Source organism: Halomonas sp. 25-S5, assembly GCF_029889845.1.
GTDB lineage: Bacteria > Pseudomonadota > Gammaproteobacteria > Pseudomonadales > Halomonadaceae > Halomonas.
Window position 1 is genome coordinate 57,628 of sequence record NZ_JARANV010000006.1, and the last position, 16,675, is coordinate 74,302.

The following is a 16,675-nucleotide window of genomic DNA, read 5'->3' on the forward strand; positions in this document are numbered from 1 at the left end:
GGTCCCCGCCCGGCGAGCGGTCAACGCGCGGCGTGACGCTGCCGGCGTGACTGGGTAGGCTGAAGGCATTTCCCCGGGAGTCCCCCATGACCATCGATGCATCCCTGCCCGAGCCGCATATCGCCGATGAGCAGATCCAGCTGGTGGATGCGCGCAACCGCCCCTGCGGCAGCGCCCCCCGGGCCGCCATGCGCCGCTTCCGGTTCTGGCACCGGGCCACCTATGTGGTGGTGCGCAATCGCCGCGGCGAGCTCTGCGTGCAGCGTCGCACCCTGACCAAAGAGGTCTTCCCGGGCGGGCTGGACCTCGCCGCCGGCGGCGTGGTGGGAGCCGGCGAGGCGGTGCACGTGGCGGCCCGCCGCGAGCTGGCAGAAGAGCTCGGCATCCGGGGCGTGCCGCTGCACCACCTGGGGGGCTTCGTCCATGACGCGGGCGGCAACCATATCTTCGGCAGCCTCTTCCTGGTCGACCACGATGGCCCGCTGACGCTGCAGGCCGAGGAGGTGGCCGAGGCCTTCTGGCTGCCGCCCGCCGAGGCCCTGGCCCTAGAGGGCGTCACCCCGGATACCCGCCAGGCGGTGCAGGCCCTGCTGGCCGGCGGCGAGCTGGAGGCGGGGCGATGAACCGGCCGGAGCGACTTCCCGACCTGGAGGCGGTGCTTGCCGCCTTGGAAGGGGTGGTGCTCGGCAAGTCCCGGGAGGTGCGCCTGGCGCTCTGCTGCCTGCTGGCCCGCGGCCACCTGCTGATCGAAGACCTGCCGGGGCTCGGCAAGACCACCCTGGCCCAGGCGCTGGCGCGGGTCGTGGGCCTGGACATGCAGCGCCTGCAGTTCACCAGCGACCTGCTGCCCGCCGACGTGCTGGGGGTCTCGGTCTTCGACCCGCGGGAGGCGCGCTTCCTCTTCCATCCCGGGCCGGTCTTCCACGGCCTGGTGCTGGCCGACGAGATCAACCGGGCCACCCCCAAGACCCAGAGCGCGCTGCTCGAGGCGATGGAGGAGGGGCGGGTGACCGTGGAGGGCGAGACCCGGGCGCTGCCCGATCCCTTCTTCGTGATCGCCACTCAGAATCCCCAGGAGCAGGCAGGGACCTTCCCGCTGCCGGAGTCGCAGCTCGACCGCTTCCTGATGCGCCTCTCGCTGGGCTATCCGGACCCCCGCGCCGAGCGCGAGATCCTGCGCGGCCGGGCCGGGCGAGTGAAGCTCGAGGCGCTGATGCCGCTGCTCGACGCCGAGCGCCTGCGCGGCTGGCAGGCGCGGCTGGACGGGGTCCATGTGGCCGATGCCCTGCTCGACTACGTCCAGGCCCTGGCCGCGGCCAGCCGCGAGCATCCCGAGCTGGCCTGGGGGCTCTCCACCCGGGGCGTGCTGGCCCTGCTCCAGGCGGCCCGGGGCTGGGCGCTGCTCGAGGGGCGCGATCACGTGCTGCCCGAGGACGTCCAGGCGGTGTGGGTCCCGGTGACGGGCCATCGACTCAGCAGCGGCCCCCGGGAGGAGGGCGAGGCGCTGGCCCGCCACCTGCTGACCCGCGTGGCGGTGATGGGGTGAGCGTGGCCACCGCGGCGACCTCCGGCCCCCGCCCTGCCGGGCGGTTGCGCCACTGGTGGCTGCGTCGCCTGGCCGCCTCGATGGATCACCCCCTGCCCCAGCGACGGCTGTTCCTGATTCCCACCCGCTTCGGCCTGGGCTGGGCGGTGCTGGTGGTGGTGCTGCTGCTGTTCGGCATCAACTACCAGAACAGCCTGGCCTACGGGCTGGCCTTCTGGCTGTTCAGCGTCGGCGTGGTGGTGCTGCTGCGCGGCTGGCTCAACCTGCTCGGCGTCACCCCGGGGCTGCGGTTGCCCCGGGAGGCCTTCGCCGGCGGCGAGGCGCGTCTGGGGGTGGTGCTCAGGGCACGCCGCGAGCGCACGGCCCTGGAACTCCGCTGCGACGGTGCCCGGGGCCGGGTGGACATCGTCGGCGGCCTCGGCGAGGCCGAGCTGGCCCTGCCGACGCCCCGGCGCGGGGTCCTGGCGCTGCCCTGGCTGCGCCTCGAGACCCGCTGGCCGCTGGGGCTGGTCCGGGTGGTGGCCTGGGTCCGCCACGACGCCGAGCTGCTGGTCTGGCCACGCCCGGTGGGGGAGGACGAGCCGGCCGTGCGCCACGGCGGGGCGGGCCTGGAGGCCAGCGACTTCGCGGGATTGCGCCGCTTTCAGCCCGGCGACAGCCCGGGGCGGGTGGCCTGGAAGCAGTGGAGCCGCACCGGGGTGCTCGCCACCAAGGCGTTCAGCGTGCCGCCGCGCCGGCAGCTGTGGCTGGACTACGCCGCCTGTCGCGGCGACCCGGAGCGGCGCCTCTCGGTGCTCTGTGCCCGGGTGCTGGCCCACCACCGTGCCGGCGACCGCTATGGCCTCAGGCTGCCGGGCCTCACCCTGCCCCAGGGTGAGGGCGAGGCCCAGCGGCGCCGGGCGCTGGATGCCCTGGCGCGCTTCCCGGCGGCCCGGCCGGAGGCTGGAGCATGAGCGTCCGTACTCCCGCCAGGCTGGCGGCCCCGGCCGTGCTGGCGGATGGCCGGGGGCTGAGCGGGGGCATGCTGCGTCAGCTGTTCATCGGCCAGTGCCTGGTGCTGGCCCTGCACCTCGCCTGGATGCCGGCCTGGCTGGTGGCACTGGCCCTGGCGGTGGCCGGCTACCGGCTCGTGCAGCTGCGTCGCGGCCTGCCCCGTGCCGGCATCCTGCTGCGGCTGGCCGCGGTGGGCGGGCTAGTGCTGGCGCTGTGGCTGCAGTTCGGCACCCTGGGCACCATGGACGGGCTGGTCGGCCTGCTGCTCGGCGTCTACCTGCTCAAGCTGCTCGAGACCCATGACCGGCGCGATGCCCGGGTGGTGGTGGTGATCGGCCTGGTGGCAACGACCGTGGCCTTCCTGCATGACCAGGGGATTGCCATGGCCGCGGGTGCCCTGCTGGCGGTGGCCTGGCTGCTGCAGTCGCTGGTCTGGCTCTCCGGTGCCACCGGCCTGCGCCAGGCCTGGCGGGAGACGGCCTGGCTACTGGCGCTCTCGGCCCCGCTGATGGCGCTGCTGTTCGTCGCCTTCCCGCGCCTGGGGCCGCTGTGGAGCATGCCCCAGCTGGACCGGGCCGCCACCGGCCTGACCGACGAGATCTCCCCGGGCGACATCGCCGAGCTGTCGCGCAGCGATGCGCGGGCCTTCCGGGTCCGCTTCGAGGGGCGCGAGCCCGCCCCCGACGAGCGTTACTGGCGGGTCTACACCCTGTCGCACTTCGATGGCATCCGCTGGTCGCGGGCCACGCCCGACCAACTGGCCGGCGCCCTGGAGCGCCCGGTCGAGGCCTTCGTGCGTGAAGGAACACGCTCCCCCTGGCAGGCGCAGGAGGGCGCGCGCTTCAGCGCCGAGCTGCTGCTCGAGCCCGACAGCCGCACCTGGCGCCCCTCTCTGGGCACGCCGCTGGAAAGCGACAGCCGCCTGCGCTTTCTGGCCGACGGCACCCTGGAGGGGCTGACCCCGCTGAGTTCTCGCAGCCTGCTGAGGCTCTCCAGCAGCGGGGCGCCGCCGGTCAATCCGGACCCCGCCGGGGAGCGGTGGCACCGCCTGCTGCCCGACGGTGCCAACCCCCGTACCCGGGCCCTGGCGGAGCGGCTGTGGCGGGAGAGCGACGGCGACCCCGACGCCTATCTCGCGGCGATGATGGCGCGTTTCGGCGAGGCCCCCTATCGCTATACGCTCTCGCCGCCCCGGCTGGTCGGCGAGCACCGCGTCGATGACTTCCTGTTCGACAGCCAGGCCGGCTACTGCACCTACTACGCCTCGGCGGCCGCCGTGATGGCGCGCATGGCGGGCATCCCGGCGCGGGTGGTGGCGGGTTTCCTGGGCGGTGAGCGGCACCCGGATGGCCACTTCACGGTCAGAGACTATGATGCCCACGCCTGGGTGGAGGTATGGCGCGACGCTGCCTGGCGGCGCCTGGACCCCACCGCGGTCATCGCCCCGGAGCGCATCGAACAGGGCGCCCAGGCGGTCGATGACGGCGCCGAGGCCTTCCTGGCGGATGCCCGCTTCTCCCCGTTGCGCATGCGCGAGGTGGGCTGGGTGAACCGCCTGCGCCTGGAGTGGGAGCGCCTTGAATACCGCTGGCAGCGCGGGGTGATCGGCTACCAGCGCGAGTCGCGCCGTTCCCTGATGGCAAGGCTGGCGGGTTGGTGGCGCGAGGCCTGGGCGCGGTTGGATGCGTGGCTGCCCGGCCGGGGGGCCGTGACCACTGCGCTGGGCCTGGTGGTGGTGCTGGTCGTTGCCGCGGGCCTTGTCCTGCTGGCTCGTGGGAGCTGGCAACACCGCCGGCGCCGGCGTGACGAGCGCTGGCTGGTGGGCAGCCTGCAGGCCTGGCTGGCCCGGCATGGCCTGGCGGCCCGCCCGGGGGAGTCTCCCGCCGCCCACCTGCGGCGCATCGCCCCCCAGGCCGGGCCGGCGGGGAGGGCGCTCGAGGAGTGTGCCCGGGACCTCGAGCGGCTGGCCTATGCGCCCCTCGAGGAGGCCGAGCGGCGCCAGCGGCGACGCCGGCTGGCGCAGCGCGTGGCCGAGGTGCGCCGCCGGTTGCCGAGGCGGCGGTTTGGCCCGGGCGGGGCTGGTGCGTGAGGAGTCGGCATGTCATCGTAGAGGGTCAGAGAGCGAGCCCGATCCATGTCCATCCATGATTACGAATGCCGCACCCCGAGTGGTGAGCCCTTCAACCTGCGCGCCCTGCGTGGCCAGGTGCTGCTGATCGTCAATGTGGCCAGCCAGTGCGGTTTTACCTCCCAGCTGCGTGACCTCGAGCACCTCTATGTTCGCTATCGCGACCGGGGGTTCACCGTGCTGGGCTTTCCGTGCAACCAGTTCGCCCGCCAGTCGCCGGAGTCGGCGCTGGACTTCTGTCGCTTCGCCGAGCACGAGTACGGGGTGTCATTCCCGCTGCTGGAGAAGGTCAGGGTCAACGGCCGCGGCGCCCATCCGCTGTTCGTCGAGCTCAAGCGCCAAGCGCCGGGGGTGCTGGGAACCGGCATGATCAAGTGGAACTTCACCAAGTTCCTGGTCGGCCGGGATGGCCGGGGCATTCACCGGTTCTCCCCCCGCGACGGCGAGGTGGCGTTGCGCGAGGCGCTGGAGAAGGCCCTGGACGAGCCCTGAAGGACCGGGCATCTCGCCGCGTTCGACCGGCACCCGCTCCCTCGGCGCGTTCCAGCCCAATGGCCGAGCCGGGTCATCCCGGGTCGTGGTCAGGGCATCTCGCCGCGCTCGACCAGCACCCGTCCCATCAGCTCGTTCCAGCGATGGCGCGTCATCATGGTGGTCAGTCCCGAGAACAACGCCCAGCTCTTGCGCCGCCAACCGTTGAGCCGCAGATTGTGGGCCACCAACTGCTTCATCAGCTTGTGGTCGTCGAACGAGCGCCATTCGCCGGCCACCGACATCTGGTGGCGCGAGAGCACCGGGGCAAGTTCCAGGCGGAAGACCCACTCCAGATCGCGCACGCTCAGGTCGTGGCGCTGGATGACCGCGACCATGCGCGCATAGTCGGTCTCGCGGGGCTCCCGTTCCAGCCACAGCGGGGCCAGCGCCAGCCATAGCTCGCCGCGTTCGTCGACCAGCATCTGTGCATCCATCGCTACCCTCCTGCCACACTCGTTGCCCGGGACGAGCATCCTGCACCAGCCCTGCGCTGGCCTCAAGGGCGGACAGCTGCCGTCGGGGCCGCTAGAATGTCGCCCACTGCCCCTTCGATCCAACCATTCGGCGCATTCATTCCCCCATGCGGACGGGAGCGGTTGCCCCGCCCGCCGGACAACAACGAGGTCTGACGTGATCATCAAGCCCAAGGTACGCGGTTTCATCTGCACCACCACCCACCCCGTCGGCTGCGAGAAGAACGTGCTCGAGCAGATCGAGGCGACCCGCGCCCGCGGCCTGGACAAGACCCCGGGTGACGAGGAGCAGCGGCCGAAGAAGGTGCTGGTGATCGGTGCGTCCAGCGGCTACGGCCTGGCGGCCCGCATCACCGCGGCCTTTGGCTACGGGGCCGACACCCTGGGTGTGTTCTTCGAGAAGCCCGGCAGCGAGAAGAAGCCCGGCACCGCCGGCTGGTACAACAGCGCCGCCTTCGACCGGTTCGCCAAGGCCGAGGGCCTCTACAGCAAGTCGATCAACGGCGACGCCTTCTCCCACGAGGCCCGCGAGACCGCCATCGAGCTGATCCAGCAGGACCTGGGCCAGGTCGACCTGGTGGTCTACTCGCTGGCCTCGCCGGTGCGAAAGCTTCCCGACAGCGGCGAGCTCAAGCGCTCGGCGCTCAAGCCGATCGGCGAGACCTACCGTGCCACCGCCATCGACACCAACAAGGATGCCATCATCGAGGCCGAGGTCGAGCCCGCCACCGAGCAGGAGATCGAGGACACCAGGGCAGTGATGGGCGGCGAGGACTGGGAACTATGGATCGATGCCCTGGACCGTGCCGGAGTGCTGGCGCCCGGGGCCCGCAGCGTGGCCTTCAGCTACATCGGCACCGAGATCACCTGGCCGATCTACTGGCACGGCGCCCTGGGCAAGGCGAAAGAGGATCTGGATCGTGCCGCCGGCGAGATCGACAAGCGCCTTTCCGCCACCGGTGGCGGCGCCAATGTGGCGGTGCTCAAGTCGGTCGTCACCCAGGCTAGCGCGGCCATCCCGGTGATGCCGCTCTATATCGCCATGGTCTACAAGGTGATGAAGGAGAAGGGCCTGCACGAGGGCACCATCGACCAGCTCAATCGCCTGTTCGGCGAGCAACTCTATTCACCTCGAGGTCAGGGCGGTGAGGTGGCCACCGATCAGGCCGGCCGCCTGCGCCTGGACGACCGGGAGCTGCGCGATGACGTCCAGCAGGCCTGCAAGGCGCTGTGGCCTCGGGTGACCACCGAGAATCTTTTCGAGATCACCGACTACGCCGGCTACAAGCACGACTTCCTGAAGCTGTTCGGCTTCGAGCGCGACGACGTGGACTACGAGGCCGACGTGAACCCGGTGGCCGACTTCGATGTCGTGAACCTGTAGGGTCCCGCGTTTCCGGCAACGCCGAATAGGCCGCACGACGCCGCTGCCCTGTCCGCGCGGCGGGGCTGTGGATCTTCCTGGCCTTGGGTAAGATGGGGCACATTGCCCAGCGCCCCGGCACCCACCCCAAGGCCAGATCTGCATGCCCGAGCCCCTCACTTCCCTTCGCCCGACGTCAGTGACGCGGCATGTCGGCGTGGTGGTGCTGCCCGGCTTCTCCCTGCTGGCCCAGGCCTGTGCCACCGAGCCCCTGGCGGTGGCCAACCGCCTCGAGGGACGCACGCTCTATCGGCTTACCACCTTCGCCAGCGTTGCCGGCCCGGTGGCCAGCGCCTCCCATCAGGCACTGATGCCCCAGGCCGGGATCAATGAGGTCGATGAGCCCCTGGACCTGCTGCTGGTGTGCGCCCCGGGCCCGCTCTTCGGCAGCGTCCCCGTGCCCTTGATCGAGTGGCTACGTCGGCTGGCCGGGGCGGGCGTGCTGCTGGGCGGCATCGGCGGTGGCACCGAAGTGCTGGCCCGGGCCGGGGTGCTGGATGGCTACCGGGCGACGCTGCCCTGGCAGCGCTTCGATGCCTTCTCCGAGGCCTTCCCCCGCGTGCGCCTCTCCCGCCAGCTCTTCGAGATCGACCGCGACCGCCTGACCTGCGGGGGCGGCACCGCCGCCATGGACATGATGATGACCCTGGTGGGCAGCCAGCACGGCCCCCGGTTGGCCGAGCGCATTTCCGAGCACTTCGTGCTGGAGCGTATCCGCATGGGCGACGAGCCCCAGCAGGTCCCGCTGCGCTCGCGGCTCGGCCATGCCCCCGAGAGCCTGGCTGAGGCGGTGGCGCTGATGGAGGCCAACATCGAGGAGCCGCTGACCACCCACGAGCTGGCCGAGCACCTGGGCATCTCCCGTCGCCAGCTAGAGCGACTGTTCAAGAAGTACCTGCAGGCGGTGCCCAGCCGCTACTACCTGGACCTGCGCCTGCAGCAGGCGCGGCGCCTGCTGCGTGAGAGCGACCGTCCCGCCGGCGAGATCGCCCTGCAGACCGGCTTCTCCTCGGCGGCGCACTTCTCCACCGCCTACCGCAACCACTTCGACATCACGCCCCGCGAGGAGCGGCTGAGGTAGAGAGCGGGTCGACTCGCTAGCGCGCCAACAGGGCGCGGACCAGCGAGCCCATCATTACCGGTGTGTCCTGCTCGATGACGAAGCCGGCCGCCTCCAGCAGTGGCCGGGCCTGGCGGGTGATGTCGGTGGCGATGGCCGAGGTGAGGGCGTTCAGGCCATGTCGGACGAGGCCCGCGGGATGGTCGTCGGTCTGGAACTTGTCCATCACGCAGAGCTGGCCATCCGGCTTCAGCACCCGGCGGGCCTCGGCGAGCCCCCGTGCGGGGTCGGGCATCACCGCCAGTATCAGGTGCATCACCACCACGTCGAAGTGGTCGTCAGGGTAGGCGAGGCACTCGGCATCCATGACCTGGGGCTGGACGTCCCGGCCCTGAGCCTCGGCGCGCTGCTCGAGGCGCCTGACCATGGTCGGTGACAGGTCGCCGGCGTGAAGCTCGATGTCGCGGGGCAGCCAAGGCAGGTCGAGCCCGGTGCCGGCGCCGACCAGCAGCACCCGCATGCCGGGCTGCCAGGTCACCTGGCCGAGGGCCGTGCGGCGGGCTCCACGGAAGGCGCGCTCGGCAACCAGGTCGTAGACCGGGGCGTAGAGCCCGTAGCGGATCCGGTTCCAGGCCGTGGTGTTGAACATGACGAACTCCTCGTCGACGGGGGGGTGTCCCGCGGCGCGCCTGGGGCAGCACGGCGACTGCCTTTTACACAACTCGCCGTCCCATTGCTGAAAGCTTCCTGCGGCGGCGCTCCCTATACTCGAGTGTCAGTTGACTCGAATGATAGTTGATCCGAATGATAGTTGATCCGAGTGATAGTTGATTCGTCATGCCAGGAATGGAGAGCGACATGAGCCAGACCCCGACCCGCGCCGACTTCGACCACTACATGGTGCCCAACTACGCCCCTCAGAAGGCGGTTCCGGTGCGCGGCGAGGGGAGTCGCCTGTGGGACCAGGAGGGCCGCGAGTACATCGATTTTGCCGGCGGTATCGCCGTGAATGGCCTGGGGCACTGCCATCCGGTGCTGGTCGAGGCCCTCACGGCCCAGGCGAACAAGCTCTGGCACCTCTCCAATGTCTATACCAACGAGCCGGCCCTGGCTCTGGCGCGCAGCCTGGTCGAGCGCACCTTCGCCGACAAGGTCTACCTCTGCTCCTCCGGCGGCGAGGCCAACGAGGCGGCCCTCAAGCTGGCGCGGCGCTGGGCCCATGACCAGCATGGCGAGCACAAGCACCGCATCGTCTCCTTCTCGCAGTCCTTCCATGGCCGTACCTTCTTCACCGTCAGCGTCGGCGGGCAGCCCAAGTACTCCCAGGGCTTCGGCCCGGTGCCGGGGGGCATCGTCCATGGCCAGTTCAATGACCTGGACAGCGTGCGCAACCTGATCGATGACGACACCTGCGCGGTGATGGTCGAGCCGATGCAGGGGGAGGGCGGCATCATCCCCGCCGACCCCGAGTTCCTGCAGGGGCTGCGCGACCTGTGCGACGCCTTCGATGCGCTGCTGATCTTCGACGAGGTGCAGACCGGGGCCGGGCGCACCGGCTCGCTCTATGCCTACCAGCAATACGGCGTGACCCCGGACATCCTGACCAGCGCCAAGTCGCTGGGCGGCGGCTTCCCGGTGGGTGCCATGCTGACCACCGACCGCGTGGCCCCGGCCATGGCCATCGGCACCCACGGCTCCACCTACGGCGGCAACCCACTGGCCTCGGCCGTGGCCCTGGCCGCCGTGGAGTACATCGACACCCCTGAGGTGCTCGAGGGCATCAAGCGCCGCCATGATCTCTTCCGCGAGCACCTCGAGGCGATCAACCGCCAGCATGGCGTGTTCCGGGAGATCCGCGGCATGGGGCTGCTGATCGGAGCCGAGATGGCACCGGCGTACGAGGGGCGGGCCAAGGACATCCTGCCGCTGGCCCTCGAGGAGGGGCTGATGGCGCTGATCGCCGGCCCCAACGTGCTGCGCATGGCGCCCTCGCTGGTGATCCCCGAGGCCGATGTCGCCGAGGGCATGGCGCGTCTCGAGCGGGCGGTGGCAAGGCTGGTGGCGGGGCAGTGAGCCCCGGTGCCGCGATGCGTGACGACTTATCCCCTTCCGGAGACCCTGCCATGCTGGTCATACGCCCCGTCCGCCCGGCGGACCTGCCGGCCCTGGAGCGGCTGGCCGGCAGCGCGACGCCGCGGCTGACCAACCTGCCGGCCCACCGTGATCGTCTGGAAGAGCGTATCGCCCGCTCCCAGCGTGCCTTCGCCGCCGAGGTCGAGGCGCCCGGCGACGAGCACTACACCTTCGTGCTCGAGGACCTGGCGCGCGGAGAGGTGGTAGGTACCGCCACCATCCGGGCCCAGGCCGGCGCCCGCGAGGCCTACTACACCTATCGCCAGGAGACGCTGATCCACGCCTCCCAGCAGCTCGACGTGCGTCGCGAGGTGCCGACCCTGTCGCTCTCCCACGAGGTCTCGGAGGCGACCCTGCTCTGTGCCCTGTCGCTAGATGCCCGCTACAAGGGCACCAGCGCCGAAAGCCTGCTACGCCGGGCGCGGCTGATGTTCATCGCCCAGTACCCCGAGCGCTTCGCCGGGATCCTGGCCATGGCCTTTCCCGGCTACCTGGACGAGCAGGGCGAGTCGCCGTTCTGGAACAGCGTGGGGCGCCACTTCTTCGTGCGCGACTACCAGGAGATCAACTACCTGGCCGGGGTGCGCTCGAAGAGCTTCATCGCCGAGGTCATGCCTCAGTTCCCGCTCTACCTGGCGCTGCTCACCCGCCAGGCCCGGGCCGCCATCGGCCGCGAGCATCCCGACCACGAGCCGGCCTTGACCGAGATGCTGGCCGAGGGCTTCCTGCGCTCGCGCCACGTGGATCTCTTCGATGCCGGCCCGGTGATCAAGGCCGAGCGCGAGCGCCTGGCCAGCTTCCGACGGGCCGCCTGGCACCCGGTGCGCATCCGTCCCGCCCACGCGCTGCCCGACGCCGAGCCGGCCATGGTCGCCAACCAGCGCCTCGGCGATTTCCGCTGCGTGGTGGCGCGCTATGCCCTGTCGCCCACCGGCCAGCTGATGCTCTCCCCGGCGCATGCCGAGCGGCTGGGCGTGGAGGAGGGGCGCGCCGTGCTGGCCGCCCCCCTGCCGCTGCCGGTGATGGGGGATGGGAGTGTCGACGAGCACGATCCGGGCTATGACGAGGGAGAGCTGTGATGCGTATTCGACCGATCGCCGAGGGCGACCTGGACGAGCTGCAGGCCCTGGCCCGGGAGACCGGGGTGGGCTTCACCTCGCTACCCGACAACCGCGACTTCCTGGCGGCCAAGATCGCCTCGACGGTGGCCGCCTTCGAGGAGCGCACGCCGCAGGACCAGCGGCTCTACTTCTTCGTGCTGGAGGACGAGGCGAGCGGACGGTTGGCCGGCTGCTGTGCCATCGAGGGCCAGGTGGGGCGCGAGATCCCCTTCTACCACTACCGGCTCGGGACCCTGGCCCACTCCTCGGTACAGCTCGACCTGCACCGCACCATCGACACCCTCTTCCTGAGCTCCGATCACACCGGCGATGCCGAGGTGGCCTCACTGTTCCTGCGCCCCGAGTACCGCGGTGCCGACCGTCGCCACGAGCGCAACGGCGCACTGCTGTCGATGATGCGCTGGCTGTTCATGGCCGAGTTCCGCGACCGCTTCCCCGACAAGGTGCTCGCCGAGATGCGCGGCGTCTTCGACGAGCACGGCAGGAGCCCCTTCTGGGAGTGCCTGGGCAGCCACTTCTTCCCGCTCGACTTCGACGAGGCAGACAAGCTCACGGGGCTTGGCCAGAAGAGCTTCATCGGCGAGCTGATGCCCAAGTTCCCGATCTACACCCCCTTCCTCAGTGAGGCGGCGCGGGCCTGCATCGGCGAGGTCCATGTCCATACCCGACCGGCGCTGGCCATGCTCAAGAAGGAGGGCCTGCGCTGGGAGGGCTATATCGACATCTTCGACGGCGGCCCCACCGTGGAGGCCTACATCGACGACGTGCGTGGGGTGCGGCTGTCGCGGCGCTGCCGGGTGGAGGTCAAGACCGGCATGCTCGAGCGCTCGCCGCGGCCGCGCTGGCTGGCGGCCACCACCGGGATGGCCGGCTTCTGTGCCGCCTGGCTGGGACGCGGGCCCGACGCCGAGGGCGTGGTGACGCTCGACGAAGCCGAGGCGCGTCGGCTGGAGGTCGCCTCCGGCGACACCCTGCGCATACTGGATACCGAGGAGGAGGCGTGATGAAGGCAAGACGACAACTGCTGATCGGTGGCACCTGGCAGGCGGGTGAGGGCGAGGCCTTCACCAAGCACGATCCGGTGTCCGATGAACGCCTCTGGGAAGGCGCCGCCGCCACCGAGGCCCAGGTAGGCGCCGCGGTGGCGGCCGCCCGGGGCGCCTTCCCGGCCTGGGCGCGCACCGCCTTCGACGAGCGCCAGGCGCTGGTCGAGCGCTTCCGCGAGGTGCTGGAGCGTCATCGCGAGGACCTGGCCACCGCCATCGCCCAGGAGACCGGCAAGCCCCTCTGGGAAGCCCGCACCGAGGTCGGCGCGATGATCGGTAAGGTGGCGATCTCGATCCGCGCCTACCAGGAGCGCACCGGCGAGCGCAGCCGCGATCTGGGGGACGCCACCGCCGTGCTGCGCCATCGCCCGCATGGGGTGATGGCGGTCTACGGCCCCTACAACTTCCCCGGCCACCTGCCCAACGGCCACATGGTGCCGGCGCTGCTGGCCGGCAACTGCGTGGTGTTCAAGCCCAGCGAGCAGACCCCGCTGACCGCCGACCTCACCCTGCAGTGCTGGCAGGAGGCGGGGCTGCCCGACGGCGTGATCAATCTGGTGCAGGGCGCGGCCGCTACCGGCCAGGCGCTCTCGGCAAACCCCGGCATCGATGGCCTGCTGTTCACCGGCAGCGCCCGGGTCGGGGGCCTCCTGCATCGCCAGTTCGCCGACCAGCTGGACAAGATCCTGGCCCTGGAGCTCGGCGGCAACAACCCGCTGGTGGTGAAGGATGTCCCCGACCAGGAGGCGGCCGTGCTGAGCATCCTGCAGTCGGCCTTCCTCTCCGGCGGCCAGCGCTGCACCTGCGCCCGGCGGCTGATCGTGCCCGAGGGCCAGGTGGGGGATCACCTGCTGGATGCCCTCAGTGACGCCATCTCGAGGCTGCGGGTGGCGGGCCAGTTCAGTGACCCCGCGCCCTTCTATGCCGGCCTGGTGAGCGTGGTGGCCGCCGATGGCCTGCTCAAGGCCCAGGACGACCTGGAGGCGCTGGGGGGCACGGTGCTGGCGCGCATGGCGCGTGTCGAATCGGATACCAGCCTGCTCAGCCCGGCGCTGATCGACGTCACCGGCCTGGCGGTGCCCGACGAGGAGCACTTCGGCCCGCTGCTCAAGGTGCATCGTTATCGCGACTGGGACGAGGCGCTGCGCCTGGCCAACGATACCCGCTACGGCCTCTCCGCCGGGCTGATCGGCGGCGAGCGTGATGACTGGGACGACTTCCTGCTGCGTATCCGCGCCGGCATCGTCAACTGGAACCGCCAGACCACCGGCGCTTCCGGCGATGCGCCCTTCGGTGGCGTCGGCGAGAGCGGCAACCATCGCCCCAGCGCCTACTACGCCGCCGACTACTGCGCCTATCCGGTCGCCTCCATGGAGAGCGAGGCGCTGGTGCTGCCCGAGACGCTGCCCCCGGGGGTGACGCTATGAGCCAGCCGACCCCGGACGTACGCGAGGTCAACTCTCGTGAGGTCAACTTCGACGGCCTGGTCGGCCCGACCCACAACTATGCCGGCCTGGCCCTGGGCAATGTCGCCTCCATGACCCACGGTGGCCTGGAGGCCAATCCCCGGGAGGCCGCCCTGCAGGGCCTGGGCAAGATGAAGGCGCTGATGGACGCCGGCTACGCCCAGGGCGTGCTGCCGCCCCAGCAGCGCCCCGACCTGGGGGCGCTTCGCCAGCTCGGCTTCTCCGGCAGCGATGCGCGGGTGCTGGCCCGGGCGGCGGGCGAGGCCCCGCAGATCCTGCGCGCGGTCTGCTCGGCCTCGAGCATGTGGACCGCCAATGCCGCCACGGTGACGCCCTCCACGGATGCGCCGGACGGCCGGGTGCACGTCACCCCGGCCAACCTGCAGTCGAGCTTCCACCGCTTCCTGGAGCCGGCCACCACCACCCGAGTGCTGGCAGCGATCTTCCGCGACGAGGCGTGCTTCGCCCACCACCCGGTGCTGCCGGCGACCCCGGCTTTCTCCGACGAGGGCGCGGCCAACCATACCCGCCTCGCCGCGGACCACGGCGAGCCTGGGGTGCACCTCTTCGTCTATGGCCGCGCGGCCTTCGGCTGGGGAGCGGAGGAGGGCGTGGCCCCCCGGCGCTACCCGGCGCGCCAGACCCTGGAAGCGAGCCAGGCAATTGCCCGCCAGCATGGCCTCACGGAGTCCCAGGTGGTGTTCGCCCAGCAGCACCCCGAGGCCATCGACGCCGGCGTCTTCCACAACGACGTCATCAGCGTGGGCAACGGCCCGGTGCTGCTCTACCACGAGCGAGCCTTCCTCGACGAGCAGGCCACCCTGGATGCGCTGAGGGGCAAGATGGCCACGCCGCTGGTGCCGATACGGATTCCCGAGGAGGCGGTCAGCCTTGAGGACGCCGTGGCCTCCTACCTCTTCAACTCCCAGCTGCTCTCCAACCCGGACGGCACCATGACGCTGGTGGTGCCCGGGGAGTGCCAGGAACGCGAGAGCGTCTGGCGCACCATCCAGGATCTCCTGCTGGCCGGCCACAATCCCATCAGCGAGGTCGTGGTCAAGGACGTCAAGCAGAGCATGCGCAACGGCGGAGGCCCCGCCTGCCTGCGGCTGCGGGTGGTGCTCTCGGCGGCCGAGCGCGCGGCCCTGTCGGGACGTGTCCTGCTCACCGAGGCCCTGCACGGCGAGCTCACCGCCTGGGTCGAGCGTCACTACCGCGACCGCTTGGCCCCGGAGGACCTGGCCGACCCGCAGCTGGCCAAGGAGACCCTGGCGGCGCTGGACGAGCTGACGGGGATCCTGGCCATCGGCGCCGTCTACCCCTTCCAGCGAGGATGAGTGGCGCGCCGAGTGCCGGTGGCGCAGGCCAGGAGGAGGCCGACATGGGCGGGGAGCCGCAGGCGATGAGGGCGTCTCCGTCGCCAATGGACGCCTATCGCCAGGCGGTCGAGCAGGCCGGCTTCGCCTCGGACGAGGCCCAGTGGCGGGCAGTCGGCCATCTCGAGGCATGCTTTCACGCCCTGCAGGAGGCGGAGGGCAGTGCCACGGCCGCGGCCATCCCGGGGGTCTACCTCTGGGGCCCGGTCGGGCGTGGCAAGACCTGGCTGATGGATGGCTTCCATCGGAATCTCCGGGTGCCCGCGCGTCGCCTGCACTTCCACCACTTCATGCGCTGGGTTCACCGGCGCCAGTTCCAGTTGAGCGGCACCGCCGATCCCTTGATGGCCCTGGCCAGGGAGCTGGGCGGCGAGATTCGGGTGCTGTGCCTCGACGAGCTGTTCGTCAGCGACATCGCCGATGCGATGATCCTCGGGCGCCTGCTGAGCGCCCTGTTCGATCATGGGGTGACGCTGGTCTGCACCTCGAACCAGGCCCCCGACCAGCTCTATGCCGATGGCTTCAACCGCGAGCGCTTCCTGCCCGCCATCGCGGCCATCGAGCGGCACATGCGGGTGGTCGAGCTCGACGGCGGCCAGGACCACCGGCTGCATCCTGGCCAGGCCCATCCGCGTTACTGGGTCGCCCAGGCGGGAGAGCCGAGCGTGCTGGTCGAGGTGTTCGAGCGATTGCGCCGAGGAGAACACTTCTCCGACGACCCCGTGGAGCTCGGGCATCGCGCGATTCCGGTGGTGCGTCGCAGCGAGCGGGTGCTGTGGTGCCGCTATGCCGACCTGTGCGAACAGCCACTCGCCGCCCTGGACTTCATCGCCCTGGGGGATCGTTTCGCGCATGTCCTGCTGAGTGACGTGCCTCGCCTGAGCGGCGGACAACAGGCGGGTAGTATCGCCCGGGGCACCGAGGACGGGGTGTCCCGCGTCGCGGCGGGCGAGCGGGACTTTCCCGAGCTGGCCAGGCATGACGATGGCGTGCGCCGCTTCATCGCCCTGGTCGACGAGTGCTATGACCGGCGCATTCCCCTCTACCTGGAGGCAGAGGTGGCGCTGGGCGAGCTCTATCCCCACGGCTACCTCGCCTTCCCGTTCCGGCGGGTACTGAGTCGCCTGCAGGAGATGCAGCTGGAGCGCTTCGGTCGTCAGCGTCAGGAGGAGGGCAGTCATGGCGGAGCCCGTTGAGATCGAGTGGCTGAGCGCTGACTCGGTCGCACGGCTCACGAGATCCTCGTCCAACACGTCGAAACCTTGACCCTCATGCCCGACGGCTGACACCACCGCCTGCCTGAACCGCCGGGTCGTTGCAGCGGGGAAGTGGCCGGATGCGCTATGCTGCCGGCCAGCGAACAAGGGAGAGACGAT

At 70.8% G+C, this 16,675-nt stretch carries 15 protein-coding genes; 13 read left to right on the top strand and 2 right to left on the bottom strand.

From position 1 onward, the window contains the following. Positions 1-86: 86 nt before the first annotated feature. Genes OP498_RS06435 through OP498_RS06455 form a run of 5 tightly spaced genes read left to right on the top strand, consistent with a single transcriptional unit; the run spans position 87 to position 5,159 of the window. Positions 87-623: an NUDIX domain-containing protein gene (locus tag OP498_RS06435; protein ID WP_280552979.1), complete on the top strand. Its 537-nt coding sequence runs from the start codon at positions 87-89 to the stop codon at positions 621-623. Beyond that, positions 620-1,546: a MoxR family ATPase gene (locus OP498_RS06440; RefSeq protein WP_280552980.1), complete on the top strand. Its 927-nt coding sequence runs from the start codon at positions 620-622 to the stop codon at positions 1,544-1,546. The genes OP498_RS06435 and OP498_RS06440 overlap by 4 nt, the downstream gene beginning before the upstream one ends. Further along, positions 1,543-2,499, top strand: a complete 957-nt coding sequence (locus OP498_RS06445; RefSeq protein WP_280549294.1) for a DUF58 domain-containing protein — start codon at positions 1,543-1,545, stop codon at positions 2,497-2,499. Before OP498_RS06440 ends, OP498_RS06445 begins: the two co-directional genes overlap by 4 nt. Next, positions 2,496-4,628, top strand: a complete 2,133-nt coding sequence (locus OP498_RS06450; RefSeq protein WP_280552981.1) for a DUF3488 and transglutaminase-like domain-containing protein — start codon at positions 2,496-2,498, stop codon at positions 4,626-4,628. Before OP498_RS06445 ends, OP498_RS06450 begins: the two co-directional genes overlap by 4 nt. 45 nt (positions 4,629-4,673) lie before the next feature. Further along, positions 4,674-5,159: a glutathione peroxidase gene (locus tag OP498_RS06455; RefSeq protein WP_280549290.1), complete on the top strand. Its 486-nt coding sequence runs from the start codon at positions 4,674-4,676 to the stop codon at positions 5,157-5,159. 89 nt (positions 5,160-5,248) lie between these two features. On the opposite strand, the gene OP498_RS06460 is transcribed toward OP498_RS06455, so the two are convergent. Then, complete coding sequence (locus OP498_RS06460) at positions 5,249-5,635, bottom strand: hypothetical protein (RefSeq protein ID WP_280549288.1); 387 nt, start codon at positions 5,633-5,635, stop codon at positions 5,249-5,251. A 196-nt stretch (positions 5,636-5,831) separates the two neighbouring features. Here OP498_RS06460 and fabV point away from each other — a divergent pair, with 196 nt between their 5' ends. Together fabV and OP498_RS06470 are read left to right on the top strand one after the other, a co-directional pair. Then, the gene (fabV, locus tag OP498_RS06465) at positions 5,832-7,058 is read left to right on the top strand and encodes an enoyl-ACP reductase FabV (RefSeq protein WP_280549286.1); all 1,227 of its coding nucleotides are present in this window, start codon (positions 5,832-5,834) and stop codon (positions 7,056-7,058) included. Between the two features lie 142 nt (positions 7,059-7,200). Beyond that, positions 7,201-8,178: a GlxA family transcriptional regulator gene (locus OP498_RS06470; protein ID WP_280549284.1), complete on the top strand. Its 978-nt coding sequence runs from the start codon at positions 7,201-7,203 to the stop codon at positions 8,176-8,178. 16 nt (positions 8,179-8,194) lie between these two features. Here OP498_RS06470 and OP498_RS06475 read toward each other — a convergent pair whose 3' ends face one another. Beyond that, positions 8,195-8,806 carry a class I SAM-dependent methyltransferase gene (locus OP498_RS06475; protein WP_280549282.1) on the bottom strand — a complete coding sequence of 204 codons (612 nt, stop codon included), beginning with the start codon at positions 8,804-8,806 and terminating at the stop codon, positions 8,195-8,197. A gap of 209 nt (positions 8,807-9,015) precedes the next feature. Here OP498_RS06475 and OP498_RS06480 point away from each other — a divergent pair, with 209 nt between their 5' ends. The 6 genes from OP498_RS06480 (at position 9,016) to zapE (ending at position 16,495) form a co-directional block, all read left to right on the top strand. Next, positions 9,016-10,230: an aspartate aminotransferase family protein gene (locus tag OP498_RS06480; protein WP_280552982.1), complete on the top strand. Its 1,215-nt coding sequence runs from the start codon at positions 9,016-9,018 to the stop codon at positions 10,228-10,230. A 50-nt stretch (positions 10,231-10,280) separates the two neighbouring features. Next, positions 10,281-11,369, top strand: a complete 1,089-nt coding sequence (locus OP498_RS06485; protein ID WP_280552983.1) for an arginine N-succinyltransferase — start codon at positions 10,281-10,283, stop codon at positions 11,367-11,369. Continuing rightward, positions 11,369-12,415 (top strand): arginine N-succinyltransferase, encoded by a 1,047-nt coding sequence (gene astA, locus OP498_RS06490; RefSeq protein WP_280552984.1) that lies wholly within the window; start codon positions 11,369-11,371, stop codon positions 12,413-12,415. Before OP498_RS06485 ends, astA begins: the two co-directional genes overlap by 1 nt. Next, complete coding sequence (astD, locus tag OP498_RS06495; RefSeq protein ID WP_280552985.1) at positions 12,415-13,884, top strand: succinylglutamate-semialdehyde dehydrogenase; 1,470 nt, start codon at positions 12,415-12,417, stop codon at positions 13,882-13,884. The genes astA and astD overlap by 1 nt, the downstream gene beginning before the upstream one ends. After that, entirely contained in the window at positions 13,881-15,260 is a 1,380-nt protein-coding gene (astB, locus tag OP498_RS06500; RefSeq protein WP_280552986.1) for an N-succinylarginine dihydrolase, read from the top strand. Before astD ends, astB begins: the two co-directional genes overlap by 4 nt. Before the next feature lie 65 nt (positions 15,261-15,325). After that, positions 15,326-16,495 (top strand): cell division protein ZapE, encoded by a 1,170-nt coding sequence (gene zapE, locus OP498_RS06505; RefSeq protein WP_280552987.1) that lies wholly within the window; start codon positions 15,326-15,328, stop codon positions 16,493-16,495. The last annotated feature ends 180 nt before the right edge of the window (positions 16,496-16,675 follow it).